Source organism: Paraburkholderia nodosa DSM 21604 (assembly GCF_000519185.1).
In the GTDB taxonomy this organism is placed as follows: Bacteria; Pseudomonadota; Gammaproteobacteria; order Burkholderiales; family Burkholderiaceae; genus Paraburkholderia; species Paraburkholderia nodosa.
In genome coordinates, this window is sequence record NZ_JAFA01000063.1 from 13,679 (window position 1) to 36,669 (window position 22,991).

A 22,991-nucleotide genomic window follows, 5' to 3' on the forward strand; every position below is an offset into this window, starting at 1 on the left:
CGATCTCGTTCTCTTCATCACTTCATTCTACCGGCGCCTTACCGCCAACCTAACAAAGCTATCAGGGCTGCAGCGCCTATGCCGTCAGGCTTACAAACAAATCGTCCAATCACCAATTCCGATTTCAAAGAACCAGCAGTCGGCGGACCACCCGTCCATTTCCGCAGCGACTGCAGACGTATCCCCAACAAGCACAGTCGCCACCATTAAACCAACGAATACCACTTTTTTAAGCTTCTTGCGCATTTCAATCCCCATGAACTGGAAACAAAACTTTATAACACTTCGCTACTGGTCGACAAAGTCAGAAGATCGCTCATCCGTCAATGTCGTGGCAATCGCCTGCCGGCGATGGTTTGCAGCCATTCTCGTATCCGCAAAGCCTTGACGTTAACCGCTCCGGCCTCGCCAACCCCGCGAGCTAGTCCCGACGGGGCCCGCAGACAAATGCGGCCCCTTCCGAAAAGCCGCAATCAGTTGGGCAACTATCGCGTGCTCACCACGCTCGCCAACGATCTGCTCACCACCGCCGCGCAGCGCGAACTGTCCGAACTCGACGAGAAGCTGTACTTCGAGGTCTTTGCACCATCAACGCCGTCCTCACGCCGCACGCCGGCGCGTCAAACCAATGGAGCCCGATGACATGTCCCGTAAAGCATCACCTCGCAAACCCAATGCCTCGCCACGCCTGCCATTGCCAGAGCTCTCCGATGAAGCGGCCTACATGATGCAGTTCTTTATCGAAGACCTTTATCTGTGGTTCAGCCGCACCTACGCCACCCAGATCCGGCGCTACCGCGAGCCCTGGTACCGCGATCCGACACAATCGCCTCACCGGGCGGTCGACGAGCCGTTCTGAAACAACAACGGGGGCTTCATCGCCCCCGTTTTACTTCCTCTATCGAACATCATCTATCTTGCTCATTGCCCCATCGATTTACGTGCTCACGCTCAAAAGATTCAAGTTCTATTCGGGCGACAACTATTTTGCCTCGGGGGGGGGGCCAACGACTGAGCAGAAGACAGCACTAGCCGGGTCGAACGGAATGCACGCGTCTTCCGACGCGGCGGCAGCTTCTGCCGCCACCCCGATTAGCATAGCCATCACCACACCGCTACACAGCACCCACTTTAGTTTGGACATGATCGATCCTTTCCGAAAAGTTACCAGGTTTTCCTGCGACGCACTGCAGTGTCGGCAGGCAAGCATGGCCCACACTTTCACTGCGCGCGCCTTGTCACCAAGCATCTTCCAAGCCACGTGGGCCGCAAACGGTCGCGCCCAACGGGGCAGGCACAATGACGCATTGGCGGGAAATTGCGTCGCGCACTTTCGTCGGCTATCAAATAGTGATGTTGGATTCCTTACAAATCGCGCATGTTTAGACCGCCGCACGAATCGCCCGGTGGCTCGCCTTTTGCAGCGTGTCACACAGGGTCGCCGTGGCGCCAATCGCTGACTTCCACGCTTCAATCGCGACCGCGGAACCCGGGGCACGTGCTTGCCGGCTTCCTCTGTGAGCGCCTGCATGCGCTCATCGCAGCGTTCGTAGTGCGCTTCGGCGGTCTGCATGATTGCCGAGCGCATGGTTGGGGCGATATCGAACAGACTGGCGCCATACGACATCCGCTTTTCGGTGAGCGGCGCGAAAAGTCCTCCCTGCAGTGCGATCCACTCCTGCGGATTGCCGGCGCTTTCGACCGTCTTGATAGCGATCGCCTGCGTCTGGGCGAGACCGGACTCCGTGGCCTGCAGGTTCACGTTGGCAAGCGTTTCCACTCCTTCAAGCACCGTGCCGGCGAGCGCGAAAACGCTTCGGCGTTTGCCTTCTGTGCAGCAGTGATCTGATCCTGATCCGCGATACTCATTGTGAACTCCTTGATTGCCGTCCCCGAGAGACCTGTCGGTCGATATATCGCGCAACGTTGCGAAGACGGTGATCCGAAAAACGCCTTCGTGCATGGCGCATGGACGTCGCGCGGGCTCTGGTGCAAATAGCGCGGGGGCGAATCGGTTAAGGTGTCGGGCTGAACGAATTGAGAACCGACGATGAGCAAGCTGAAGAGCCGGGACGAACTGTTTGCAGGCCGTCACTTTGACCGCGATGTGATCATTCTGTGTGTTCGCTGGTACCTGCGCTACAAGCTTGGCTTGCGCGATCTGGTCGAAATGATGGCGCAACGGGGTCTGGCGCTGGCCCACACGACGATCCTGCGCTGGGTGCGGCGCTTTGCGCCGGAGTTCGTCAAACGGTGCAATCGCTTCGGCAGGCCCACCGGCCAGTCCTGGCGTGTTGACGAGACTTATCTCAAGCTGCGCGGCAAGTGGGTCTATCTTTATCGGGCGGTGGATCGGGTGGGCCAGACGGTTGACTTCATGCTCCGTGCAAAGCGCGACGTGGAGGCGGCAAAAGCCTTTTTCAGGAAGGCAATCAGACATCAGGCCAGCCACCGAAGACCATCACGCTTGACGGCTATGCGGCCTCGCACCGCGCCGTGCGCGAGATGAAGGCCGATGGCTTGCTGCCTGAGGACACGAAGGTCCGATCCTCGAAATATCTCAATAATCTGGTCGAGCAGGACCACCGCAACATCAAGTCCCGGACGAAAGTCATGCTCGGCTTCAAACGTTTCAGGAACGCAGCGATCACGCTCTCGGGTATTGAGTTGGTACATCGCATTCGCAAGGGCCAATTCGGCCTCGCGAAGCTCGGCCTCAAAGATACCACTGCGCCCGCAGTCCGGGAGGCCGTCCTGTCTGCTTGATGACGTATCCTCTATATAACAACAATCTCGTACAGACCGCCTATTTGCACCAGAGACGTCGCGATAAGGCCGCAGCAAAGCGCTTCTTCAATCGCGTGCTGGCCGCCTGTGCCGACGCGCCACGAAGGATTGTCACCGATCAATTGCGCAGCTATCCGGCCGCGAAGGCCGAAATTCCCGAACTGGCAAACATCAAACACGTCTTTGTCAAAGCCAGTGCCCGGGTGAACAACCGTGCCGAAAACAGCCATCAACCTACGCGTGAGCGCGAACGCCGGATGCGTGGTTTCCGCGATCCTGATCGCACACAAGCGTTCTTATCGAGCTTCGGTCCGATTCGCCAGCACTTCGCGCTCAAGCGACATTTACTGCGTGCATCACTCTATCGCAAAGAGCTCGCCGCACGCTTTGCCGGGTGGCATCGCTTCACTGGGCTCACCCAAGATCCGTCCAATTTCTGAGCAAATGTACGTCCCGTGCGCTCTTGCGTCTCGTATACCTTAACGTGACAACGCCGCCCGGGTATCTGTTGCTGAACGCACAATGCGCTGACTGGCGATACGAGCAAAGCACCGGGGCAACGCCGTGGTACCCGTCGCTCAGTGTGCTCCGACCCGATACGATGGGCAACTGGGAGAACTTGACGGCAAGGCTGGCCGCGGAAGTCAAGGACCGGCTCACCCCATGATTGGGCAGATTGCCATCCATCTGGGAAAGCGGAAAAGAGGATGTAAGGATTTCCTGATGCGAAAATCAGGATGCCGCGCCTCGTTTTTCCAGCTTCCGCTGAATGTGACAGGGATTCTGGTCGCTGACTATGAGTCGTCGAAGCGCAATTGGAAAACCGGTGCATCATGATCGCCTATCTGTCGGAGCGGGAGAACGCCGTCGAGGAAATTAATTCGGTCTGTCTACGACTGTTCGATGAGTGGTGCGAGACGCGTCGTGTGACCTTGCTTGCGTATCTGATGCACTGCTGGCCGTTGCTCGACAGCACGCCGAAGATGCTTAAGCGCCTTGGCGAAACCATGCGCGATCTGCGGCTCAATTACGTCGACCAACTCGACGAATCAGAGTTTCAGGCACTATGTGAACTGGCCGATCTGATTGATGAGCTGATCGAGCGGCCAACGCCGATCAGAAGCGTGCGCTCGTGGAATAGGGCCTGAACATGATCAGAATACTCATTGCGGACGATCACGCGATCTTGCGCAGCGGGATCAGGCAGATCATCGCGACAACGGTCGACATGATCGTCGCCGCGGAAGCTGCACAGGGTTCGGAAGTGATCGACAAGCTGCGCAGCTGCGCCGTCGACGTGCTGCTGCTCGACATGACCATGCCGGGCATCAGCGGAATCGACCTCGTCCGGCGCGTGCGCGTCGAGCAGCCTGCGCTGCCAGTGCTGGTACTTACCATCCACGACGACGCGCAGGTGGCGTCGCGAGCGCTGCGTGCAGGCGCGACGGGCTACCTGACAAAGGACAGCGACCCCGCCGTGTTGCTCGAAGCCATCCGCAAGATCGCGGGCGGCGGGCGCTTCATCGATCCGAGGCTCGTCGACGCAATGGTCTTCGACAGGCACCGCGGCGACGTGCCGCCGCATGAAGTGCTGTCAGACCGCGAGTTTCAGGTGTTGCAAATGCTCTCTGCGGGAAAGAGCCTTAACGAAATCGCGGATGTGTGCGCGCTCAGTGCAAAAACGATCAGCACCCACAAGATGCGGCTGATGCAGAAACTCGGCATCACGAACAACACCGACGTGATCCGGTACGCGATCCGGCACGGACTGTCTTGCGTCAACTAGACTACCTGCGAATTAGGGTTCTGGTGCAAATAGGTAAGCGGGTTGAGAAAGCTCATATAGGTAGGAAAGCTTATCGATCAAACAGGACCGCATTCCATACGGCGGGCGCAGCGGCCTCCTTGAGGCCGAGCTTCGCGAGATCGAACTGCCCCTTGCGAATGCGATGCGTCAACTCGATTCCTGAAATCGTGGTCGCGGCGCTCCCGANATCGCATTCGCAAGGGCCAATTCGGCCTCGCGAAGCTCGGCCTCAAAGATACCACTGCGCCCGCAGTCCGGGAGGCCGTCCTGTCTGCTTGATGACGTATCCTCTATATAACAACAATCTCGTACAGACCGCCTATTTGCACCAGAGCCCCTTCAAGGGCGATCGTCTGGTCCGTCAAGGTGTAGTGCTCAACGAGATGAAGGGCGCGTTTGGCAATCCGCTGAGCATCCTGTACTCCGGCCTCAACAAGGCTCTGTTCCCCGGAACGTCCTACGCCGAGAACTCCGGCGGCGACCCGCTCGTCATCCCGGAGCTTTCACACGAAATGCTGCTGGAGTTCCACGCCAGCCACTACCACCCTTCGCAGGCGATGTTCATGAGCGCTGGTCGAATCGAGGCAAAGGAGATTCAGGCCAAGCTCGTTGAGCGCGTGCTCTCGCGCCGCACGGGACGGTGCCCGGCGCGCCGGCCAGAGCTGGCTGCTGACTGGATAGCACCGCGCCGCGCTCAGGTCAGAGTACCGTCGGCTCAAGCGCGCCCTGACGAACATGGCCTGCAGCTCAGCTGGCGCTTCGGTGAATCCACCGACCCGCTAGCCACTGCACGACTTCGGCTACTGAGCCACGGCTTGCTTGGCGACGCCTCCGCGCCGGTGATGAAGGCCATGCAGTCGGCCGGCTTCGGCCGACCAAGCCAGATGAATTTCGTCGACAGCGGCCTGCGCCAGCTTGTGCTACATATTGGCATGGAAGGATTGACCGAGACACAGGTGGAGCGAGCAAAGAGCTGTATCGAGCAAGCCCTCGAGGACGCCGCAACTGACGGCGTTCCGGTGGTTGTCCTCAAAACCGCACTGCGCGACATGCGCTTTGCACAGCGCGAGATGCAGGGGGACACCATCCCAGACGCACTGCGCCGGTTGCTTGACGCCGTACCCTTGCGGATGAACGGAGGCGATGTCGCAGCGGCATTCGATATCGAACCCGTGCTTCAGCAACTCGAGAAAGAGATTGAGGACCCAGCCTTCTTCAAGCGTGCCGTCCGTGAGCTAATCAATCACCCGAATCTTCTGGCCACGCACGTGATTGCAGATGCCGACTTCGCGACTCTGCGCGAGGCGCAGGAAGCGAAGGCGCTCGCGCTGAAGGAGCGCGAGCTGAGCGACGACGAGCGTCGCCAGATCGGCGCCGAGGAGGCCGCTCTGGCCGAACACCGCAAGGCTCGAAGCAACACCGATGTACTGCCTTGCGTTCAGCCGAGCGAACTCAGGCGTGAGCCCATCGCGTTCCCAGAGATTCAACATCAGCACAGCTCGATTAGCGTCGTCGGTGCCGCCACCAACGGCATCACCTATGCGACCACGCTTTTCGATCTGAGCACGGCCACGAAGGACGATAGGCCCTGGCTATCCCTGTACGCCGACATCGTGCCGGACCTCGGGACTGGTAGTTTGGGATTTGAAGAAGCGGGCCGATGGCGCCAGCGTCAGGTGTGGCTTGATGAGCGCTCACAACGGCGGTCGACATGCGCTGCTGAGTGAAGCCCAAATCGCTGCGGCCCTCGAGATTGCGCGCGCCGAGCCCCTGACGTTGGGCCGCATCGCCCAGCGTCTTGAATCTGCACTCAACGAACCTCTGCCCTGCAAGATCGAAACACTGGGTGAAGCACTCAAGCGCAACGGTTTTTCCTTCAAGCGTAACCGCTTCTCGCTTAAAAAAAGCGGGACGAAGAGGCATTCGCCTTGAAACAGACCACCCTCGGGAAGCTCCAGCAGGCTGCACGTGAAGGTGCCGTGCGGTTGCTGTACCTTGATGAAGCGGGTTTCCATGGATCGCCCCCTGTTCAACGTAGCTGGTCACCACGAGGCTTGCCCCATCAGGTCGAGCCGAATCATCATTGCCGTCGCAGCGTCATCGGCGCGCTGGACTTCGGCGAGAACACGCTGATCCACGCCTCGCATAGCGGGACTATCAAAGCCCCGAATGTCGAGTGCTTCATTGACGGCATGCTCGCCCGTGCAAACGCTCTGCCCACCGTGATCGTGCTGGACAATGCCAGCATCCATCACGGCATCAGCGAAGCGACGCGCCAACGTTGGCTGCTCGAACATAAAGCCAACGAGTCATCCTGTTTTTCCTCCCAGCCTACAGTCCCGAGCTAAACAAGATCGAGATCGTCTGGCGGCAACTGAAATACCGATGGCGGCGCGCTCTCACCTGGACGCGCGATACCATCGATGCCGAACTTGCTGCATTTCTAAACAAATACGGATCCGAATTTCAAACGAATTTTTCGTGAACACTTACCGCTAAATCTCCGTCTCATGCTGCCGTTATGTGCGGTGCCATAGTCGGCCGTTCAACTGCAGGAGGAAACACACACCACGAACCGTCGTCGTGTCGAAAAAAAGAATCGCCCACGTCTGTAATGCGCCTGCGGCCCCCACGCGCACACATCGCAGCGAACCCTGTTTCGCGTGCCTGAGACGCCTTAAAAGTATCGGCGTGCCCGGCGTCGGGGCCAGCCATTTATCGACCAGGCTTCGCAAGGACCTACCGTTGCTGTTCATCTTCTGCTCCTTCACTCTCGACTTGACGGCTTACATGTCAGGCACATACCGCCCCACATTGGTCACGGCGTCACGCGCTTAGCCGTCGTCGAGGCTGGCAACCCTTCGGTGGGTCAGAAACCAGATGCGCCGTGCCGGAATACGCCACAGTCTGGAACTACGGCAGACGTCCCAACCTTGTCTTTGCTGGAAGATTAGGTTCGACGCGAAGAGGAATCCAATACCGTTACCCGGCCCGGGAATACCATTCCGGTATTGACGATCGGGACAGCGATGTCATGTTTCGCTTTATGGGCGTCAGCCGTTGCCTGGCCCTGTTCCCGCAACGGCTTGCGATCATCGTTCTGAGCCCTCGTTCGTAAGGGCGCAGGTAAACAGGCAGGTGCGCTCCACCAGGTCACCTTTGCGGCAACGAATCTCGACAGTGATGAGCGCAGGGCATCCACCGAAGCGACCATCGCGCGAAACCTGGACGCGCCATCCATGAAAGCGCGCGCTCAAGGTCCCCGGTGAAACATCGAGACGCCCTCAGACACCAGAGCGCGCAACATTCGCTCTTCCTCTACGTCGGGTAATACCGGGCAAACAGTGCGAACCATGCTCGCGGGCCGCCAGGCGTTCGGAGTATCGCCGCGATGCGCGGCGAACGGACCGGCATCGCACCGGCAATGTTCGATGTGAGTCATTGAGCTTGCGTCCGCGCACCCCGACGCGAACGTCGGCTGGCAGACTGCTCCGGGGAAGCTGAATCCGACCCGGCGTCGTCCGAGGGCGGCCCATCTTCCGGCGTCAACTCAGCCTGCCCCGATTCATCATCAGCCCGATCGCCCCCCTCGCCCACACTTTCGTCATGTGATGAGCCGCCCGAGGCCTCACTTTCACGGGCCTGGCGTTGGCGGTACACCACCTGTTCGACTCGCACGAGATTCAGGGAAATGGATTCGGCGTCGATATGCGCACCGGCGTCCGCCTCATTGTCGCGGTTAACCCAAGGAGTGACGTAGAAGTCGCCGCGCACAACGACGCTGGCACCCGTGCGGATGTGTTGCATCACCCGCTCGGTCAGACGCTCGTTCCAGACGGTGACATCGACGGGAAAGGTCCGCCCTTCGCGCTGCTCGAGCGTGCCATCGTCGAGCCGGTGGTAGCTGGCGGACATAACGCGCAGCTCGACAATGCGGCGCGCGCCACTGGCGGTGTTGACCTGTTTCATCGTCGGCGACGCGAGTACGTTACCGACCAGTTCTGCGTAGATGCCCATTGTGCACTCCGTTCATCAAGGATTGCCCCTACGAATGAAGCGCGCTGTCCACTGACTTCCTTGTTATCGACCGCTCTGCGTCAGCCTGATGTCCATCGATCAAACGCGGTCGAAACCGGGCACCTGTCTCAGGGATCGTCGGTCCGTCGAACCTTCACCGTGCCGTGTTCCAGATACATCCCGAGTTGGCTGGCCGCATACCGGAAGACCGACTCGAGTGCGTTGAGCTCTTTCGCACGCGCATTACATTGCAGCAGATACGGGCGCAGCGGCGCGGGAACGCGATTGAAACAGCCCTTCACGCGCGGCCAGGCGAGTGCATGCGGCTCGCCACGAATGAACCAGTCGAGCCGGTGGCGCTTCGCGCCGCTCGCCAGTGCAATGCGCACGCAGCGCAGCGATACATCGAGCCCGGCGGTCGCGGTCTCCAGCGCCAGCGTCTGCATTTCGGTCACCGTCTCGTCGAGCCAGTGCTCATACGAGCGCAGCAGCACACGAAATCCCGGCTGACCTGCGACCCGGGATACCGGCAGTGCCGTCGCGGGCTGAGCCGCACCCGCCCCCTTACCCTTAAAGGCCTTTGGACGTCGATCCAGATCTGAAGTGCGATCCGTCATTGCCGCAGTCCTCCCGTCCCTTCCTTCATTGCACCAACGCCGCTGCCGCAGCCTGCGCGTGTGCGTCGTCCCCGGACAGCGGCACCGTATCGAGCAGGCGCAGTTCCGCGTCCGACAGGCGACGCACGCGCCGCCGGCTATGGCGGGGTTCACGCTCGCCAGTAAACACGTCACGCGGAAGTACGCCGAGCAATGCACGCGCAGCCTCGACGCGTTTGCCTGCGGCAGCATCGGCGTTCGGCAGGAAGTCGACGCGCGACAGCGGCAGCAGCTCGGGGCGCGTGAGCACCCGCTGGCAGTGGACCGCGAAGTGGAACACGGACAGGCACCGGTGCTTCGCCGAGCCGATGCGCCGGAAGCCTTCAGTCGACGACATCAGGTCGCGCAACACGGCGGAGCGCACGAGTCGCACCAGGTAGTCGAGTTCAACCAGCAGCATCACGATCATGTAGCCGTACGGTGAGCCAAAACCGAGCGACACCTGCGCGGGCTCACGCGATTGCAGCACCGAATAGTCGAGGCCTTTGTCACGAGCAGCGTCGAGCAACTGACGGGCATGCTGCTGCTCCAGATCGTTTGCGCGCCGGATGCCGGCAATGCGCTCCGCGATCCTGACGAGGCTCCAGTCCGCATACGGATTGTCGTTGCCCGAGAGCGACCACAATGCGCGCAGCGCGGCGGCGACGCGACGGCCACCCGCCATCGGATGTCCATGCTCGCCTGGCGCAATCGAGCGCCCAAGGAACAACCGCATCGCATCGCGCGTATGCAGATGCATGCGATCGGCACCGTCGCTGCCCAGTTGCCCGATGCGGCTGATCTGCTGCGCCTCATGCGGGCGCACCAGCGGATCACCGCCGTGTCGCAGCGCATGCGTCTCGTGCATGTGACTCAGCGCGTCCTCACGTTCGAGCAACAGCTGATAGCGGCCAAACAGGGGATCAGCCGGATCGGGGTCGTCCTCGGCAATCAGATGCGCGAGGGCCGCGCGTTCCGCGTCGATGTCGTAACCGTCGGCGAAGGGCGACGTCGTGGAGCGCGCGAAGGCGTCGGCAGATGGATCGATGGTGGTAGACGGCGGGGGGGGCGCTGGCTCCATGACAGGCTCCTTGAAACAGGCAATCGCTACAGAGGAATGGCCGGCGCAGGCGTGTTACCCGGGGTAACACCAGCGCCGGTCGCGGTGACCGCGGGATTGCTGTTACCCCGGGTAACAGCAGCGCATTGACGTAAGCGCCCCGGGAACGGAAAACCCGGTCACGCATGCGTGTCGGCCTGACAGGCCAGTCGATACGCCATCTGGACGCGCAACGCATGCCGGATCGCCGCGAGATGCTGGCAGGCCGTCTCGCGCGTTGACGCAGACAAATCGCGGTCCTCACGCCAATGCCGCGATCCCACGCTCAGCTCCGCGCCCCGGGTTGCCCGCTCGCGTGCCATGCGTTCGAGATGCGCCCGCGTCGCGATGAACTCGCCGGCGAGATAGCGACGCACGAGGCCAGCGATGTAGGCCACCGGCAACTGCACCGGCTGATGCCGGTGACCTGCCGCCATCTCGTCGAGCAGCACCTGCCGGTCCGCAACCGGAATCCGCGTGAGATGTGCGGCGATCAGTGCGCGATCATCCGCGGCCACCATGACTGGCCAGACGATCGGACCGACGTCAGCCGTGGCGCCCGACTGCATCGGCGAAAGACTGATTCCCGACACCGACTTCGGCATCTCGCGCGGCATGAACGGCATGAGCGCCAGGCCGGTGGTTGTCGTAGTCCGATATGTAATCGTTCCGTATACGCGCGCGTCTGGAACGCACGTTTGTCGCCAGCGGTAATGGACCAAACCCGCCAACCGGATCCTGGGCGCGGCAGGCGCTACGCCGTGTTTCGCCTGCAGTGGGGGACTTCCGGTTGGCGACTTTTCCAGTGCCCCTTTGCCCGCGCATGCGAACGGCACGTGGATGGTCTCGTCAAGCGGCGCGAGATTGGCCCCGCTGTTACCCGGGGTAACAGCCACCGGCCGTGCTCCGACCACACCGTTGTGTTCTTCGCTCAGGCTCCGTGCGAGCAGGCGCTTGCGCGTTGCCAGTCGTTCGCGCATATCGCCACGCGACACAAGGCGCTCGAACTGGCGCTTCAGCTCGTCCGCATTGACCTGGGTGAACACGCGCCTGCCGGTGCACTGGCGCATGAGCTCGCGAATCAGGCCCTGACGCACGAGCCGCGCTCTGGCGTTGTCGAGCTGACGCCGGCTAAGGCCCAGCGTGCGTTGCCATTCACCGGCCGTCAGCGTAAACCAGGTGCATTGCCGGTCGGCCTCACGACGCTGCAGCTGCACCATACGCGATAGCAGCAACGCGGCGTTCACATTGCCGACCAGGTCAGCGAATATGCGCCGGTATGCGATGGTCGGTCCGAGCAGCGCCTCACTCGCGAATTCATCGGTGCGCATCGCTTCGATCGATCCGGGAAGTTCACTCACCATCCGGCAATTGGCCCGTACCGCATGCGAAATGGCGTCCACCTCCAGCCGGTAATGCATGCGTGCCGGCTGGCCACCGCGCCACTCGATCAGCAGATTCATGTTTCGCAGGCGCCGCCGTGCGTTCTCCTGCTCTTCGCGCGACAGGCCCGTCTCGAGCAGCCAGTGCTCACGGGTCTTGTAAATCCACCCGTCGTTCGCTTCCACATCGCGCCCGCGCCGTGTCCAGTACACCAGTTGTGAGAGCAGCAGCGCGTCCTTCGGATGGCCCGTGATCCGGGCAAGGCGAGTTCCAAAGGCAATCGGCCGGTGAGGCCTCAGCATGGTCCACAGCGCGTCGAACCCGGTGATATAGGGATGGCATCCAGGCATCATGATTCGACCTCCATCAGTTGCTCCGTATGGTCCGTACGGTCCGGGTGGGCTGCACACACGGGCGGCCACACAATATGGGGGGTGCGTTCCTCCGCTTTCTGCTGAAGCAACGCGAGCACGGCCCGCCACAGGATGCGCCATTCCTCCAGCGGCGGCGTCCCTCTCCTGCGGTAAGCGACCAGACCTTTCGACCGGAGCAGTCGCCGGGCGGCCCGCTGCTGGGCTTGCGTGAGCGCCAGTTTTCGTTCGAACTCGTCGGACGCGACCTGCAGCCAGACTTGCTGGCGCCCTGTCTCGCTCTCCAGCGTCGAGAGCTCGGTGAGCATGCCAGCGGCAGCGAGGTCGCCGCATATCTCGACGAAACACCGGTCGATCGTGATCGGCACGTCGAGCATCGAGAGGAGCATGTCGGCCTCGGCAGGCGGCAGTCCGGGCGAATCGTCCCAGCTCTTGCCGGGCAGCAGGTTGCCCTGGGGATCAAGTCGCATGTCGTACATGGTGAGACTCCTTTAGGGAGGAAGTCGGATGACAATCTCTGGTGTCGGGCTCCAGTGCCGCGAACAGCGTCGCGAGCGACCATTGGCCCTGATAGCGCTCATGCAGTGCCAGATACCGTTCGCGCGGATCGCCGATGTCGTTCAGCCTGGCCCAGGCATCGAACAGCGTGTCCATCGCGCTCGGCGCCAGCGCGCGCGGTTTCGTCGGTGGTGCAACACCGAGCTCGTCGCGTAGCTGCGAGATCGTTGTGCGCGTGGCCGTGCGAAAAAACCTGCGGATCATCGGAATGCTGGCCTGTCTTTCGACAAACGCGCACAACAGCTCCTGGTCGCGCCATTGGCGTTCGATCAGTTCGCACCGACGCTGCAACGTGCCCGCGTCCACATAGAGGCGCAAGGCGCCAGACGCGAGCAGCTCGCGGGTGAAGGCTGATACACGAGCATCGCCCAGCACGCGTCGAACTGCCGCCGGGAGTGTATCCGTCAACGCGTTTGTCGGCGACATGCAGTCGGTCGCCCCTGTTTCGCATGAAACTTTGCAATCCTCATTGACAGGCTTGCCATCCAGAATGCCTGCGGTCGAACAGGCGATCAGCTCGAGCAGCGTGAAATGTTCGAGCGACGCGCTCCTGACCCGCAGGAAGGCCTGGTCCATCACAGCCCTCCTCGCTGAAGCCGCTCGTCGGCGCCCGGCTCTGGCCAGCGGGCGGACGCAAAGCGTTCTGAATTCGCGACCCGGAAGGCGCGCGCCTGAAGAACAAGCTCTGTCCACCATTGTCCGATCGGGTGATCGGGGTTCAGCATCAAGTCGAACAGCACGTCCATGCGGTCGCCGAGCAACGGTTCGCCGACACTCGTGTCGCACGCGCGGTTCCATACTTCGTCGTCGCCGGCCATCCGTGCAAAGAGGGTATCGCGGGGGATGCGTGCGATGCCCGTTGCGGTATTTTGCCGGGACAGGCTAACGAGCCACCACCAGCCGAGATACCGGTTCAGTGCGCCTTCGTCGTGCCCCGCATCAGTTTCGGGCGACAGTCGCGGTTGACCCGGCGGTGGCGGCTCGATCATGAAACCGTACGGCAGCGCTGGCGCATCGCGCACACAGCCGCCAAGACCGCAGGTGCGCGCGAAAGCCACCACCGCCTCCCGGAAAAGCTCACCTTCATCTGAAGCGTATGCCGCGGCGTCTTCGCCAGGATCGTGGACGTCAGCAGCCACCCGTGTTGATCCGTCACCGGGCGTGCGCTGCGAGCTATCCGGTGCCATGGCCGATTGGCCTGGCCGTTTCGCACCAAGAGTCGCGTCCGGCACAGTGGCTTCCTTGGCCCGCGCCCGGGCGGACAGATCGCCCACGCCCTGCGCCGGCACCATCTGCGCGACGGCCACACCGTTCGTGTCTCCAGCCGACGCAGCCGGAGAAGGTTCGGCTCGCTCAACCTGCATACCGCCCACTTCGCGCAGATCGTCGCTTGTGGCATCCGGCGTGCGTTCGAGCAGATGGCACATCCGGTCCAGCGCATCGCGCGACACACCCAGCTCGACCACCATGCGTTGTCGCAATCCATCGACCAGGCGTGCCGCGTCGAAAGCGGCACGCTGTGGCGGCATGCCGGCATCGCCCGGCTCGCAGCCAGCAGCCATGCCGGTCAGGTGCGGATCGATCACCCGCGCCTGCACCCATTGATCATCCAGACCCAGACGCCTCGCCAGACGCAGGAGCATACCGATGCCGGGCTGGATGACATCAACGAGTGCACGTCGGCTGAGAAATGCTGTGGCAGGTCCGAGCGCGGACAGTCGCTCGATCGCAAACTGAAAGAGCGAAAGCAGTACATGGCTCACCGCAGCACCATCTTGCGCGAGCAGTCGCGAGAATTCGCGCAGCGACAGCGTGGCTCCCCGTACGGTTTCGAGATCGGCCTTGAGCGCCAGATAGCCGTTCGCCTTGTCCCAGAAGCACAGGTCCGCTCGTTGATCGTTTTCGCGCAGATGCGCCGCCAGCAGCCTCGCCTCGCCGGGAAACGGCACGTAGACGAAGTCATAATGAAGAAAGCGTTCATCGCCGGTTTCGTCGTACAGGGCCGTCGCTGCGGTCACGCGCGAATTCCCGCCCTTCGCAACCACGTAGCGCGTCTCACCAGGCCGTCGGGTCACCGTGACGATCTGCTCGATGCCGTTTGCGCGGATCGACTCCCTGAGTTCCGCGATGCGCTCGTGCGACGCGCGCCGGGGATTGCGCTCGTAGACCATCACGTCGGTGATCCTGAGCCGGATCACCGATGTCAACTGCGGATCGGGCGCCTGCGCACCCGGCGGCGCCACGTCAAGGCGTTGCGCAGCAAGGTCTTCGCGCGTCCTGATGAGCGACTTTCCTGACGCGCTCATGCGACCGCCCCCTGTCCGCCGTCGCCCGTCCCCTCATCCTCCGTCCCGACGTCAACCAGTGTGCGTCGCGGTGCCCCGGCATAGACATTCGCCAGCGACGGGAACAGTTCCCATGCGAGACGGTGCATCACGTTCCACGCGGAATTGTCGAACCGCCTGCGACGATCGAAGTCGTGAACGGGAACGCGTGCCGTTGCAGCCGCGCAATAGGCGGCGGCCGACGGGATGACCGTGTCCAGTATTCTCACTTTCGCATGGTCTGCGAACCGTTGCCGCAGCACAGCCGAGAGTGTCCTGGCGTTGGTGGTGCGCTCGTGCGCATTGATCAGCGCGAGCAGATCGCCCGAGCGAAACGACTCGCCAAAGTCGGCCAGCCGGTTCAGTTCATCGAGCATCGCGATGGTCCCCGTAGCAAACTCCCCGGCACTCAGCGCGTCCGGCTTGACAGGCGACACCATGATGTTGGCGGCCATCGCCGCGGACTTCTGCAGCTCGCCCACCGCGCCCTGTGTATCGATCAGCACGACGTCATAGGCTTCCATCAGCGGACTTTGCATCGCACGACGCAGGATCATCAGCCGATCCTCACGGCGGTTGAGCCAGGCCTGCAGCCCCGCGTCCGGTGTGTCGGAATAAACGAGATCGAGATTCGAGAAGATCGTGCGGCTGATGCAGTCGGCGGCCGGATTGCCGCCTGAGGTCACGACGGCACTCAGACCCCGCGGTGAACGGTAATGGACGGGAAAGAACTTGCTTAGACTCGGCTGGACATCTGCATCGATCGCAAGGACCTTCAGGCCGAAGGCTGCGAGCAGGCCGCCCAGATTGGCGGCGACGGTCGTCTTACCGACGCCGCCTTTGGTGGAGACGAAGGAAATAACAGCCGGCACGGTGGGATATCCAGTACAGCGTCATCGTTTGAGCGGATAACAGAATCAGAAAGAAACCGATCAGGTTTTGTCGTGAGACGGCCCGCGTTGATCCGGAGCAGCAAGATCGTCAGCGTCACGCGCGTCAGTGCGGGTCAATTGCGAGGCAATCCACTTTTCATACTCGTCTACGGGAAACAGACGCCGTCGACCTACGCGCAGTGACGGCGGCATCGGCAGCCCCAGCGTCAGGCGGTTGCGCGCGGTCGCGGGCGCGATATGTAGCTCGCGTGCAATCTCTTCCAGCGTATAGAACCGCCTGCTCGTCACTCGGCCTCCGCGAACGTGACGCCCATCGGTCCGCGGCGTGCTGCGTTCGTCCAGGTACGTCCAGTCTTGTCCATTACTCGAACGTTCCTATAATCAAGGTACAAAATCATCGTAGGAATGTGAGGCCCACATGTCAAGCAGCGCGGATCACGGGGACTACCACCAGCGCATCGTGCAGGTTCGTGAGCATCTCGAACTGTCTCAGGAAAAAATAGCCCGGCAGCTCGGGCTCTCCCTGCGTGCGTATGCGAACTACGAGCGTGGCGAACGTGCGGTCCCGGTCGAACTGCTGCGTGCGTTGTACGAACGGTTCTCGATCGATCCCGCGTGGTTGCTGACGGGTGACGGCAACATGATTCTCGATCGCGACGTGCGGTATCGGCTCGACCAGAAGACGCTTGATAGTGTGCTGGTCGCCGTCGCGCGGATCGAGGCTCGCCTTGATGTCCCGCTCGACGCGAAAAGGAAGGCGCGACTCATTGGGCTGCTCTACGAGCAGTGTCAGCTGCTGGGCGACAGTGCCGACGATATCCTGAAGGACTCGCGCATCAGCCGCCTGACGCGTTAGTTTCTTTAAAGTCAGCGACCACAAAAATTCCGCAACGGTGTGCGTCAATCATCGGCCGGACATTAATCTTTGGACGTAGCGTTTTTCAACGCACGGGTGATCATGCCTGCGATATCGCAATCGGTAGTGGAGAAATGCAATGGGACGTCGGGAAGAGATCAGCGAGGAACTCGATCAACTGGCGGGTGAAATCGAGAAGGATATTTTGCGTCGGCGCGGCGAGCGCGCCGCGAATCTGCCTTCGATGCCCGAAACGCATATCCGTCTTGAACTTTTCATTACGCAGCCCCCGCCCTCCGGCTTTCAGATCCATATCTCGATGGAACCGAGCGGTAACGGCGAACCATCATAGCGGCGCGCGCCCCTCGCCCAGCCAGGCACTGGTCCTGGAAATCATGCCCTTGATCGATTGCTCGGCCCGGGTGGCCGCCATCGGCACGCGATCTTGCTTCGATTTGCTGAATCAACGACAGTGTTCCGCTAACTGCCATCGTCGCGGTTGTGGGTGCGAAGTCCAGGGACCATCGCTGCGGAAAGGCATTGCGTCAGTCCGGGCCAAGGTCGGGCGCGACGGGCAACGCGACAACCGGCGCGGCAACCGGCGCGGCAACCGGCGCGGCAACCGGCGCGGCAACCGCGACGATAGCTTGTCCGCAACGCCTTTTTCGTCACATTGCATGACGTTTCTCAGTTCAACCAGGCGTCGAGCGGAGTGTCGATAACCGGAGGCATTATCGTACGATCCGCCGGATTGCGCGCTCACGACACAACTTCCTGATGCTCCGCTAGCAAGGCGATCCATCGCGCATGCCGCTGTCGAAAATGCAACCCGCTGAACATTTGCGCAACGCACGTTCGACCATTGCACATGTTTCGTAAGATCAAATCTCGGTGGTCGGCGCCCCTGCGCTTCCATTCCTCCTTCGCATTCGCTGTGGGCGACGTGATTGTCTTCGATGCGAGGCCATTCACGCGAGGTAATCCATGAGTAATCGCGCCGTGATCCACGATCAGGAACTGATCCGCTCCGCGTTTCCCGAATGGGACACGCTTCATCGGGCCGTGACTTCGCCTGACGTGGTCCCCGTCATTTTTGATATCGCGTTCGACTGGCTGAGCATCGCGCTCGCCATGCTGACCCTGCATCGCTTGGGATGGATGTCGGCGCCTGCGGCGGTTGCATGGATTGGAAATCGGCAACGTGCGCTGGGCAACCTGCTTCACGACGCCGCCCACCGCAACTTCGCCCGATCAGCTCGCATCAATGACGCGCTTGCATGCCTCTTGATCGCGCCGGCGCTGTTCAACAGCCTTGCAGTTTATCGGGAGTTGCACGCCCGTCATCACGCGTGGCTGGGTGACCCTACGCGCGATCCCGACTATATCGCCGTTCGTTCGAAGCCGGGCGACCGCTGGTGGCAGCCGTTTTTTAAGGTTTTGTTCGCGCCCGCGGCATGCCTGAGCTCGATGTTCGGACACCTGCATCTGTCGACGCTTACATGGATGCAGCGCTTCGCCATCGTAGGATGGTGGTGCGCCGTACTGGGTGCCATGACGCTTCTATGGGGCGTACATGCGGCGGCACTTTTCTTCGGTATCTGGCTGCTGGCAAGAGCCACCGTCTTCCACGTGATCACCACGTTCCGGGAGTTGTGCGACCACTTCGGCCGGCAGCCCGGCGGTATCTTCAGATACACGCGCGACGTGTCTTCCCGGAGCCTGTGGCGCTGCGTCATCCATCCGCATAACAACGGCTACCATCTGACGCATCACCTGATGCCCGCGATTCCCTACCACCGACTTTCTTCCGTACATCAGCGCCTACTGGAGCTGCCTGCCTTCGCCCGAACAGCGCGGGTGTGTCGTGCGTACTTTCGCGGACCCGACGCGGTTGTGCGTGAATGGGACGTCCAGGGAGGAGCCGAAAATGTTGCAGCGTAATCTTGGCGCGATGCACGTCGCCGCCCTGCTCGTCTCGGCAAGCTACGGCGTCGCGTTCCTGCTCGGTTCCGGCGAGATGGCGGTCCATTCCGGAATGGCGGGCAGCCTGTACGCGATCATCACCGCACTGGCTATGCTCGCGCTCGCGGTTGTCGCGCCGACGCTCTGGCGGGGATGCGAACTCATCTGGGATGTGTTGGGCAAGCGCTACGGCCCGATAGTACGCAAGCTCGTCGCGCTGCTCTCACTGGTCTGGATGGCCGGCGTGCTGGCCGCCCAGATCCACGGCGGTATTGCGGCGCTGGTCGCCGTCGGACTTCCAGCGACGCATGCACTGGCGGTGATTGCGGCTGCATTGCTGGTGATGTCTTCCATTGAGCTCGGCATGGCCGCCATGCTCTTCGCGTGCTGCCTGCTGGCAACGAACCTCGCGCTCGTACATGCGCTGGTGGCTTCGCACGGACTGACTGTGTACCTCCACGCATGGCCGTCCTTCATCCAGGAGACGCACGCCGCACCACGCGCCGAGACGATAGTAACCATCGCTGCAGTCGGGTTTCTGGTGATCACAGGATCGGACTATCAGCAGTTCGTCATCGCGGCGCGCCGACCACGCGATGCGTGGCTAGGCTGCGTACTGGCGAGCCTTTTCCTAATGGTGACCGGGTTTCTCCCGGCCGCAACGGTCGTCGCAGCGCTTCATGCCGGCAAGCTGTCCGGCCTGACGGACACCGCGAGCGCGATCCCGTGGATCATGCTGCAAACCGGTCGGTCAGTTGGGCCCGTTTGCATCGGCGTGATCCTGCTTGCTGCCCTCGGATCAGGGACCGCGATCGCGCGCGCAATGTCATCGGCACTTGAGGGCCTGCATGCCAGAGAGGGTCGCTACGGCTACGCGTCGCGCCTGCTGATCATCGCCATCGGTTGCGCAATCGCCGCTGATGGCCAGGCGATTGTGTCGACCATCGTTTCGCTGAACGTCGTGTATGTTGCCGCCGTCGGTCTGCTGTTCCTGTTCCACGAGAGCGGTCGACAGGTTCCACCGCGCTGCGCATCAGCGATGCTGCTGTCCGGGACGACTGTCTCCCTGCTCGTATCGGCAATGAACTGGGCCGGTATCGGCCATCTTCCCGCCTGGCTCCCGCTTCCGGCTGGGCTGTTTGCCTCCGCGTGCGTGCCGGTCGCATGGCAGTTCGCGCCGCTTCTCGGCCGTGTCCGGCCATAGAAACCGCCCGCTCACTCGAACGCGCCGGTGCGTTGCGTATTGATCACGTAGCGCTCCGACCCGCGCCAAAGCATCACCACGGTACGTCGCATTGCCTCGTCAACGCGCGTCCTCGGCCCTCGTGGTCGGCTGAACCAGGCTTCGCCGCCCCGCTTCCATCACCAATGCGCCAATCGTCGCGAGCGGCTCGGGCTCCTGCTCCCAGTGATGCCAGTACAGATCGATCATCAGATCATGTTGGGGCGCGAGTACAACAAGTCTGCCGCTGCCGATCAGCGGCTCCGCCTGCATGGCGGGGACCAGCCCGTAGCCGAGATCGTCGAGGATCGCATCGAGCAACGCCACCGGCGAAGGAAAATAGTGCCTCGGGTACCGGCCGATTGTCACACCGAAATGCAGCTCGAAAAACTCGTCGAGCAGCGCGTCCTCGCGGTCAAACAGGATGCCGGTGGCCTCGAGCACGCCCGGCAAGGTCAGACCACCGGCGAAATGTTCGCGTGCAAATGCCGGTGTGGCGACACACTGGTAACGCATCTGTCCAACCGGCTCCGCCACGAATCGAACGACCACCGGTTCCGGCTGGGTGCACCGGAAGCCCTTGACGTCGCCGCGCGCGAGCGCCTCGAGCGTATGGTCCTGATCGTCCACGACGATCTCGAGCGCCACATGGTGTTGCGCCAGCTCACGCGTGACCGGCTCGAACCAGGTGGCAAGCGAATCCGCATTGACGGCAAGCGCAAGTGCTGTTGTCGTCGCTCTCCCCGGCATGACACGCCGAAGCAGCTCGTCCTCGTGCAGCCGCACCATCATGAAATGACGAAAGACTTCTTCGCCCGCTTTCGTCGGCAGCACGGCCGGCTCACGCCGCAGCAGCAGCGCCCCGATCGACTGCTCGAGCCGCTTGACCCGCCGTGTCGCTGCTGCGGAAGAGATGTTCAGCGCAACCGCCGCGTGCGTGAAACTGCGCTGCTCGACCACCGAGGCAAATGTTTCCAGCTCCAGCATGTTGAGCATCGCACTCACTTTCACCCTCGCTCTTCGATAGCGCATCTGACACGGGAACGTCAACGCCACACAGCGTGCGGTATTGGCGCGGTGTCGATGGTCCTCCTGTGCAGGCGCCTGGTGGTCAAGACCAGCACGTAATCCGTTGCAGAACTAACCGTGACCGAAAACCGTAACCGGTATCTTGCAGATGGGGACAGCCACAGGCCATTGCCGTTTCACAGGCCAGCCGGTACTTTTCCCGACCTAGACGCTTGCACCACTCGCCTCCGTGCACGAGACTTCACCCTGCATGGCGGGCCGCTCTGGACCGGGTGGATAAATGCACCATTTGCCGTCTCGGTGGCGAAAAAAGAACATCGCCTTCGACCCGCCTCCGTTGTCTGCGACAACGCAAACGTAACGTCCTGCCCCGGATCGCCCGTAATGACTGATCCGGAATCCTCTCTCCGGGTCGGGTGCCAACCAGTCGTCGACCATGCTTCTCAACGACATTCCTGAAATCGCCATAAACGTCCTCCTCCTTTGTGAAGGTTCGCGCCCGAGATCATCTCGACGCGCGACAGCGGCTTCGGCTCGACGGGGCCGAACTTCCAGTCGACCGTCGGCCATGGCAGCAGATCGAGTGCGCAGCTCGTCGACGCGGCAGCTGCTTCCCGGCACCGCGCACGGGCTTGTCATCGCACCTTTCACGAAGCCGTGATGTCGTCCCTTTGTGATGCGCCCTTTCGGAGCAGAACCCCAGGATGCCTGCCTGTTGAGCATGTAGCGTCCGACCGGCGAAAACATCAGCGTAGCGCCACAAGACTCCTTCAACGGGTTTCCTCCTCCCTCTGGGCCGGTTGAACCAGGCTTCGCCGCGCCGCCGCCATGACCAGTGCGCTGATAGTCGCGAGCGGCTCGGGCTCCTGCTCCCAGTGATGCCAGTACAGATCGATCAGCAGATCGTGCCCAGACGCGAGCGCAATCAGTCTGCCGCTGCCGATCAGCGACTCCGCCTGCATGGCGGGCACCAGCCCATAGCCGAGATCGTCCAGGATCGCATTGAGCAACGCCACCGGCGAGGGAAAATAGTGTCGCGGGTACCGGCCGACCGTCACACCGAAATGCGACCGGAAAAACACATCATGCAGGGCGTCCTTCCGGTCAAACAGGATGGCGGTGGCCTTGAGTGCGCCGGGCAAGGTCAGGCCACCAGCGAAATGTTCGCGCGCGAATCTAGGGGTGGCCACACACTGGTAGCGCATCTGCCCGACCGGCGCGGCCACGAAACGATCGACAACCGGTTCCGGTTGCGTGGACAGAAAACCCTTGACGTCGCCGCGCGCCAGCGCCTTGAGCGTGTGGTCTTGATCGTCCACGACGATCTCGAGCGCCACCTGGTGTTGCACCAGCTCGCGCGTCACCGGCTCGAACCAGGTGGCCAGCGAGTCGGCATTGACGGCAAGCGCCAGCGCTGTTGTCGTCGCTCTCCCCGGCATGACACGCCGAAGCAGCTCATCCTCCTGCAGCCGGATCGTCATGAAATGACGAAAGACCTCTTCGCCCGCTTTCGTCGGCAACACGGGAGGCTCGCGGATCAGGAGCAGTGCCCCCATCGACTGTTCGAGCCGCTTGACCCGTCGTGTCACTGCTGCAGAGGAGATATTCAGCGCAACTGCCGCCTGCGCGAAACTGCGATGTTCGACTACCGCGGCAAATGTTTCCAGCTCCAGCATGTTCAACATTGCGCCCACTTTCATCCTCACTTCTCGCTACCCGGTTCCCGGAGCCAGCGAACATAATGTCCCGCTCTGGTAAGGTCCCCGGCTTACGCCACCTCGTTACACACATCTCCGCGAAGCCCCGTCAGATAAGGCTTGAAGTTTGATCTGACGCAGGAATTCGGGGTTGTTAACTGAAGCGAATGCGCGTTTACTCTTGCAATTTGCGGCGACGACAAATGACGCGAGAGTCCGATGGCTGGGCATACAAGGAACTGGAAGGCGTGGATCTGGGTGACGTGAGGCGCAATAAACGCGCGAAGGCTGTGCTTACACGGCTCGCGGAGAAGCCGACGGCGAGCATCCCGGGCGCGTGCCGTGGCTGGA

26 protein-coding genes and 4 pseudogenes are annotated in these 22,991 nt (G+C 61.8%); 15 read left to right on the forward strand and 15 right to left on the reverse strand.

All coding sequences use genetic code 11. The features are described 5' to 3' along the window. Positions 1 to 90: 90 nt before the first annotated feature. Positions 91 to 246, reverse strand: coding sequence for a hypothetical protein (locus A3CW_RS53540; protein ID WP_169739140.1), 156 nt, complete (start codon positions 244 to 246; stop codon positions 91 to 93). A gap of 201 nt (positions 247 to 447) precedes the next feature. On the opposite strand from A3CW_RS53540, the gene A3CW_RS0141190 reads away from it, so the two are divergent. After that, positions 448 to 642, forward strand: a complete 195-nt coding sequence (locus A3CW_RS0141190; RefSeq protein ID WP_028208725.1) for a hypothetical protein — start codon at positions 448 to 450, stop codon at positions 640 to 642. 1 nt (position 643) lies between these two features. Beyond that, positions 644 to 859, forward strand: coding sequence for a hypothetical protein (locus tag A3CW_RS0141195; RefSeq protein ID WP_028208726.1), 216 nt, complete (start codon positions 644 to 646; stop codon positions 857 to 859). Positions 860 to 982: 123 nt separating this feature from the next. Here A3CW_RS0141195 and phaP read toward each other — a convergent pair whose 3' ends face one another. Then, the gene (gene phaP, locus A3CW_RS54650) at positions 983 to 1,963 is read right to left on the reverse strand and encodes a TIGR01841 family phasin (protein WP_081772062.1); all 981 of its coding nucleotides are present in this window, start codon (positions 1,961 to 1,963) and stop codon (positions 983 to 985) included. Between the two features lie 171 nt (positions 1,964 to 2,134). Here phaP and A3CW_RS49435 point away from each other — a divergent pair. The 4 genes and pseudogenes from A3CW_RS49435 (at position 2,135) to A3CW_RS0141225 (ending at position 4,573) form a co-directional block, all read left to right on the forward strand. Beyond that, a pseudogene (locus tag A3CW_RS49435) lies at positions 2,135 to 2,766 on the forward strand (IS6 family transposase). A gap of 44 nt (positions 2,767 to 2,810) precedes the next feature. Further along, a pseudogene (locus A3CW_RS49440) lies at positions 2,811 to 3,227 on the forward strand (DDE-type integrase/transposase/recombinase); the annotation flags it as partial. Positions 3,228 to 3,620: 393 nt separating this feature from the next. Further along, complete coding sequence (locus A3CW_RS0141220) at positions 3,621 to 3,935, forward strand: hypothetical protein (protein WP_028208728.1); 315 nt, start codon at positions 3,621 to 3,623, stop codon at positions 3,933 to 3,935. A 2-nt stretch (positions 3,936 to 3,937) separates the two neighbouring features. Further along, complete coding sequence (locus tag A3CW_RS0141225; RefSeq protein ID WP_028208729.1) at positions 3,938 to 4,573, forward strand: response regulator; 636 nt, start codon at positions 3,938 to 3,940, stop codon at positions 4,571 to 4,573. A gap of 70 nt (positions 4,574 to 4,643) precedes the next feature. Here the strand turns inward: A3CW_RS0141225 and A3CW_RS54715 are convergent. Next, a pseudogene (locus tag A3CW_RS54715) lies at positions 4,644 to 4,775 on the reverse strand (IS6 family transposase); the annotation flags it as partial. 8 nt (positions 4,776 to 4,783) lie between these two features. Between A3CW_RS54715 and A3CW_RS54720 the strand changes: the two are divergent. From A3CW_RS54720 to A3CW_RS54660, 5 genes and pseudogenes are all read left to right on the forward strand, one after another. Then, positions 4,784 to 4,873 (forward strand): annotated as a pseudogene (locus A3CW_RS54720) (IS6 family transposase); the annotation flags it as partial. Beyond that, complete coding sequence (locus A3CW_RS49445) at positions 4,873 to 6,321, forward strand: insulinase family protein (protein ID WP_051482064.1); 1,449 nt, start codon at positions 4,873 to 4,875, stop codon at positions 6,319 to 6,321. The pseudogene A3CW_RS54720 and the gene A3CW_RS49445, both read left to right, overlap by 1 nt. Then, positions 6,281 to 6,526, forward strand: a complete 246-nt coding sequence (locus A3CW_RS51775) for a hypothetical protein (RefSeq protein WP_081772064.1) — start codon at positions 6,281 to 6,283, stop codon at positions 6,524 to 6,526. The genes A3CW_RS49445 and A3CW_RS51775 overlap by 41 nt, the downstream gene beginning before the upstream one ends. Next, the gene (locus A3CW_RS54655; RefSeq protein ID WP_154678202.1) at positions 6,523 to 6,942 is read left to right on the forward strand and encodes a transposase; all 420 of its coding nucleotides are present in this window, start codon (positions 6,523 to 6,525) and stop codon (positions 6,940 to 6,942) included. Before A3CW_RS51775 ends, A3CW_RS54655 begins: the two co-directional genes overlap by 4 nt. Further along, positions 6,909 to 7,079 carry a transposase gene (locus tag A3CW_RS54660; RefSeq protein WP_407669819.1) on the forward strand — a complete coding sequence of 57 codons (171 nt, stop codon included), beginning with the start codon at positions 6,909 to 6,911 and terminating at the stop codon, positions 7,077 to 7,079. The genes A3CW_RS54655 and A3CW_RS54660 overlap by 34 nt, the downstream gene beginning before the upstream one ends. 953 nt (positions 7,080 to 8,032) lie before the next feature. Here the strand turns inward: A3CW_RS54660 and A3CW_RS0141245 are convergent. The 9 genes from A3CW_RS0141245 to A3CW_RS51795 all read right to left on the reverse strand — a co-directional run bounded on the left by A3CW_RS0141245 (position 8,033) and on the right by A3CW_RS51795 (position 16,162). Further along, the gene (locus tag A3CW_RS0141245; RefSeq protein WP_028208732.1) at positions 8,033 to 8,611 is read right to left on the reverse strand and encodes a single-stranded DNA-binding protein; all 579 of its coding nucleotides are present in this window, start codon (positions 8,609 to 8,611) and stop codon (positions 8,033 to 8,035) included. A gap of 128 nt (positions 8,612 to 8,739) precedes the next feature. After that, positions 8,740 to 9,228 carry a hypothetical protein gene (locus A3CW_RS0141250; RefSeq protein WP_028208733.1) on the reverse strand — a complete coding sequence of 163 codons (489 nt, stop codon included), beginning with the start codon at positions 9,226 to 9,228 and terminating at the stop codon, positions 8,740 to 8,742. Positions 9,229 to 9,253: 25 nt separating this feature from the next. Next, complete coding sequence (locus A3CW_RS0141255; RefSeq protein WP_028208734.1) at positions 9,254 to 10,327, reverse strand: PFL_4669 family integrating conjugative element protein; 1,074 nt, start codon at positions 10,325 to 10,327, stop codon at positions 9,254 to 9,256. Between the two features lie 158 nt (positions 10,328 to 10,485). After that, positions 10,486 to 12,081, reverse strand: coding sequence for a hypothetical protein (locus A3CW_RS0141260; protein ID WP_028208735.1), 1,596 nt, complete (start codon positions 12,079 to 12,081; stop codon positions 10,486 to 10,488). Beyond that, complete coding sequence (locus tag A3CW_RS0141265) at positions 12,078 to 12,578, reverse strand: hypothetical protein (RefSeq protein ID WP_028208736.1); 501 nt, start codon at positions 12,576 to 12,578, stop codon at positions 12,078 to 12,080. Before A3CW_RS0141265 ends, A3CW_RS0141260 begins: the two co-directional genes overlap by 4 nt. Next, positions 12,559 to 13,233, reverse strand: coding sequence for a hypothetical protein (locus tag A3CW_RS0141270; RefSeq protein WP_028208737.1), 675 nt, complete (start codon positions 13,231 to 13,233; stop codon positions 12,559 to 12,561). Before A3CW_RS0141270 ends, A3CW_RS0141265 begins: the two co-directional genes overlap by 20 nt. Continuing rightward, entirely contained in the window at positions 13,233 to 14,855 is a 1,623-nt protein-coding gene (locus A3CW_RS0141275; RefSeq protein WP_245623875.1) for a ParB N-terminal domain-containing protein, read from the reverse strand. Before A3CW_RS0141275 ends, A3CW_RS0141270 begins: the two co-directional genes overlap by 1 nt. Before the next feature lie 104 nt (positions 14,856 to 14,959). Continuing rightward, a complete protein-coding gene (locus A3CW_RS0141280; protein ID WP_028208739.1) occupies positions 14,960 to 15,853 on the reverse strand; it encodes a ParA family protein in 894 nt (297 codons plus the stop codon). 60 nt (positions 15,854 to 15,913) lie between these two features. Continuing rightward, positions 15,914 to 16,162 carry a MerR family transcriptional regulator gene (locus A3CW_RS51795; protein WP_081772065.1) on the reverse strand — a complete coding sequence of 83 codons (249 nt, stop codon included), beginning with the start codon at positions 16,160 to 16,162 and terminating at the stop codon, positions 15,914 to 15,916. Positions 16,163 to 16,292: 130 nt separating this feature from the next. Between A3CW_RS51795 and A3CW_RS0141285 the strand changes: the two genes are divergently transcribed. Continuing rightward, the gene (locus A3CW_RS0141285; RefSeq protein ID WP_028208740.1) at positions 16,293 to 16,730 is read left to right on the forward strand and encodes a helix-turn-helix domain-containing protein; all 438 of its coding nucleotides are present in this window, start codon (positions 16,293 to 16,295) and stop codon (positions 16,728 to 16,730) included. Between the two features lie 100 nt (positions 16,731 to 16,830). On the opposite strand, the gene A3CW_RS52860 is transcribed toward A3CW_RS0141285, so the two are convergent. Then, the gene (locus A3CW_RS52860; protein ID WP_154678203.1) at positions 16,831 to 17,043 is read right to left on the reverse strand and encodes a hypothetical protein; all 213 of its coding nucleotides are present in this window, start codon (positions 17,041 to 17,043) and stop codon (positions 16,831 to 16,833) included. A 671-nt stretch (positions 17,044 to 17,714) separates the two neighbouring features. Between A3CW_RS52860 and A3CW_RS0141300 the strand changes: the two genes are divergently transcribed. Together A3CW_RS0141300 and A3CW_RS0141305 are read left to right on the forward strand one after the other, a co-directional pair. Then, positions 17,715 to 18,671: a fatty acid desaturase gene (locus A3CW_RS0141300; RefSeq protein WP_028208742.1), complete on the forward strand. Its 957-nt coding sequence runs from the start codon at positions 17,715 to 17,717 to the stop codon at positions 18,669 to 18,671. Further along, entirely contained in the window at positions 18,658 to 19,896 is a 1,239-nt protein-coding gene (locus A3CW_RS0141305) for an SLC5/6 family protein (protein ID WP_028208743.1), read from the forward strand. Before A3CW_RS0141300 ends, A3CW_RS0141305 begins: the two co-directional genes overlap by 14 nt. A gap of 99 nt (positions 19,897 to 19,995) precedes the next feature. Here A3CW_RS0141305 and A3CW_RS0141315 read toward each other — a convergent pair whose 3' ends face one another. Both A3CW_RS0141315 and A3CW_RS0141320 read right to left on the reverse strand, forming a co-directional pair. After that, positions 19,996 to 20,910: an HTH-type transcriptional regulator ArgP gene (locus tag A3CW_RS0141315; protein WP_035515532.1), complete on the reverse strand. Its 915-nt coding sequence runs from the start codon at positions 20,908 to 20,910 to the stop codon at positions 19,996 to 19,998. A gap of 803 nt (positions 20,911 to 21,713) precedes the next feature. After that, positions 21,714 to 22,628 (reverse strand): HTH-type transcriptional regulator ArgP, encoded by a 915-nt coding sequence (locus A3CW_RS0141320; protein ID WP_051482066.1) that lies wholly within the window; start codon positions 22,626 to 22,628, stop codon positions 21,714 to 21,716. Positions 22,629 to 22,843: 215 nt separating this feature from the next. On the opposite strand from A3CW_RS0141320, the gene A3CW_RS51805 reads away from it, so the two are divergent. Further along, positions 22,844 to 22,991, forward strand: a 148-nt coding sequence (locus tag A3CW_RS51805; protein WP_169739141.1) for an IS4/Tn5 family transposase DNA-binding protein, incomplete at its 3' end; no start/stop codon positions are given.

Excerpts from the sequence above, each read along its gene's own strand:
- A3CW_RS0141225 (WP_028208729.1), top strand. The coding sequence starts at position 3,938 with ATGATCAGAATACTCATTGCGGACGATCACGCGATCTTGCGCAGCGGG.
- A3CW_RS49445 (WP_051482064.1), top strand. The coding sequence starts at position 4,873 with ATGACGTATCCTCTATATAACAACAATCTCGTACAGACCGCCTATTTG.
- A3CW_RS0141250 (WP_028208733.1), bottom strand. The coding sequence starts at position 9,228 with ATGACGGATCGCACTTCAGATCTGGATCGACGTCCAAAGGCCTTTAAG.
- A3CW_RS0141245 (WP_028208732.1), bottom strand. The coding sequence starts at position 8,611 with ATGGGCATCTACGCAGAACTGGTCGGTAACGTACTCGCGTCGCCGACG.
- A3CW_RS51775 (WP_081772064.1), top strand. The coding sequence starts at position 6,281 with ATGAGCGCTCACAACGGCGGTCGACATGCGCTGCTGAGTGAAGCCCAA.
- A3CW_RS0141190 (WP_028208725.1), top strand. The coding sequence starts at position 448 with ATGCGGCCCCTTCCGAAAAGCCGCAATCAGTTGGGCAACTATCGCGTG.
- A3CW_RS0141315 (WP_035515532.1), bottom strand. The coding sequence starts at position 20,910 with ATGCTCAACATGCTGGAGCTGGAAACATTTGCCTCGGTGGTCGAGCAG.
- A3CW_RS0141300 (WP_028208742.1), top strand. The coding sequence starts at position 17,715 with ATGAGTAATCGCGCCGTGATCCACGATCAGGAACTGATCCGCTCCGCG.
- A3CW_RS52860 (WP_154678203.1), bottom strand. The coding sequence starts at position 17,043 with ATGGATCTGAAAGCCGGAGGGCGGGGGCTGCGTAATGAAAAGTTCAAG.
- A3CW_RS0141285 (WP_028208740.1), top strand. The coding sequence starts at position 16,293 with ATGTCAAGCAGCGCGGATCACGGGGACTACCACCAGCGCATCGTGCAG.
- A3CW_RS53540 (WP_169739140.1), bottom strand. The coding sequence starts at position 246 with ATGCGCAAGAAGCTTAAAAAAGTGGTATTCGTTGGTTTAATGGTGGCG.
- A3CW_RS0141305 (WP_028208743.1), top strand. The coding sequence starts at position 18,658 with ATGTTGCAGCGTAATCTTGGCGCGATGCACGTCGCCGCCCTGCTCGTC.
- A3CW_RS0141255 (WP_028208734.1), bottom strand. The coding sequence starts at position 10,327 with ATGGAGCCAGCGCCCCCCCCGCCGTCTACCACCATCGATCCATCTGCC.
- A3CW_RS0141260 (WP_028208735.1), bottom strand. The coding sequence starts at position 12,081 with ATGATGCCTGGATGCCATCCCTATATCACCGGGTTCGACGCGCTGTGG.
- A3CW_RS0141320 (WP_051482066.1), bottom strand. The coding sequence starts at position 22,628 with ATGTTGAACATGCTGGAGCTGGAAACATTTGCCGCGGTAGTCGAACAT.
- A3CW_RS0141220 (WP_028208728.1), top strand. The coding sequence starts at position 3,621 with ATGATCGCCTATCTGTCGGAGCGGGAGAACGCCGTCGAGGAAATTAAT.
- A3CW_RS0141270 (WP_028208737.1), bottom strand. The coding sequence starts at position 13,233 with ATGGACCAGGCCTTCCTGCGGGTCAGGAGCGCGTCGCTCGAACATTTC.
- A3CW_RS0141195 (WP_028208726.1), top strand. The coding sequence starts at position 644 with ATGTCCCGTAAAGCATCACCTCGCAAACCCAATGCCTCGCCACGCCTG.
- A3CW_RS0141265 (WP_028208736.1), bottom strand. The coding sequence starts at position 12,578 with ATGTACGACATGCGACTTGATCCCCAGGGCAACCTGCTGCCCGGCAAG.
- phaP (WP_081772062.1), bottom strand. The coding sequence starts at position 1,963 with ATGCACGAAGGCGTTTTTCGGATCACCGTCTTCGCAACGTTGCGCGAT.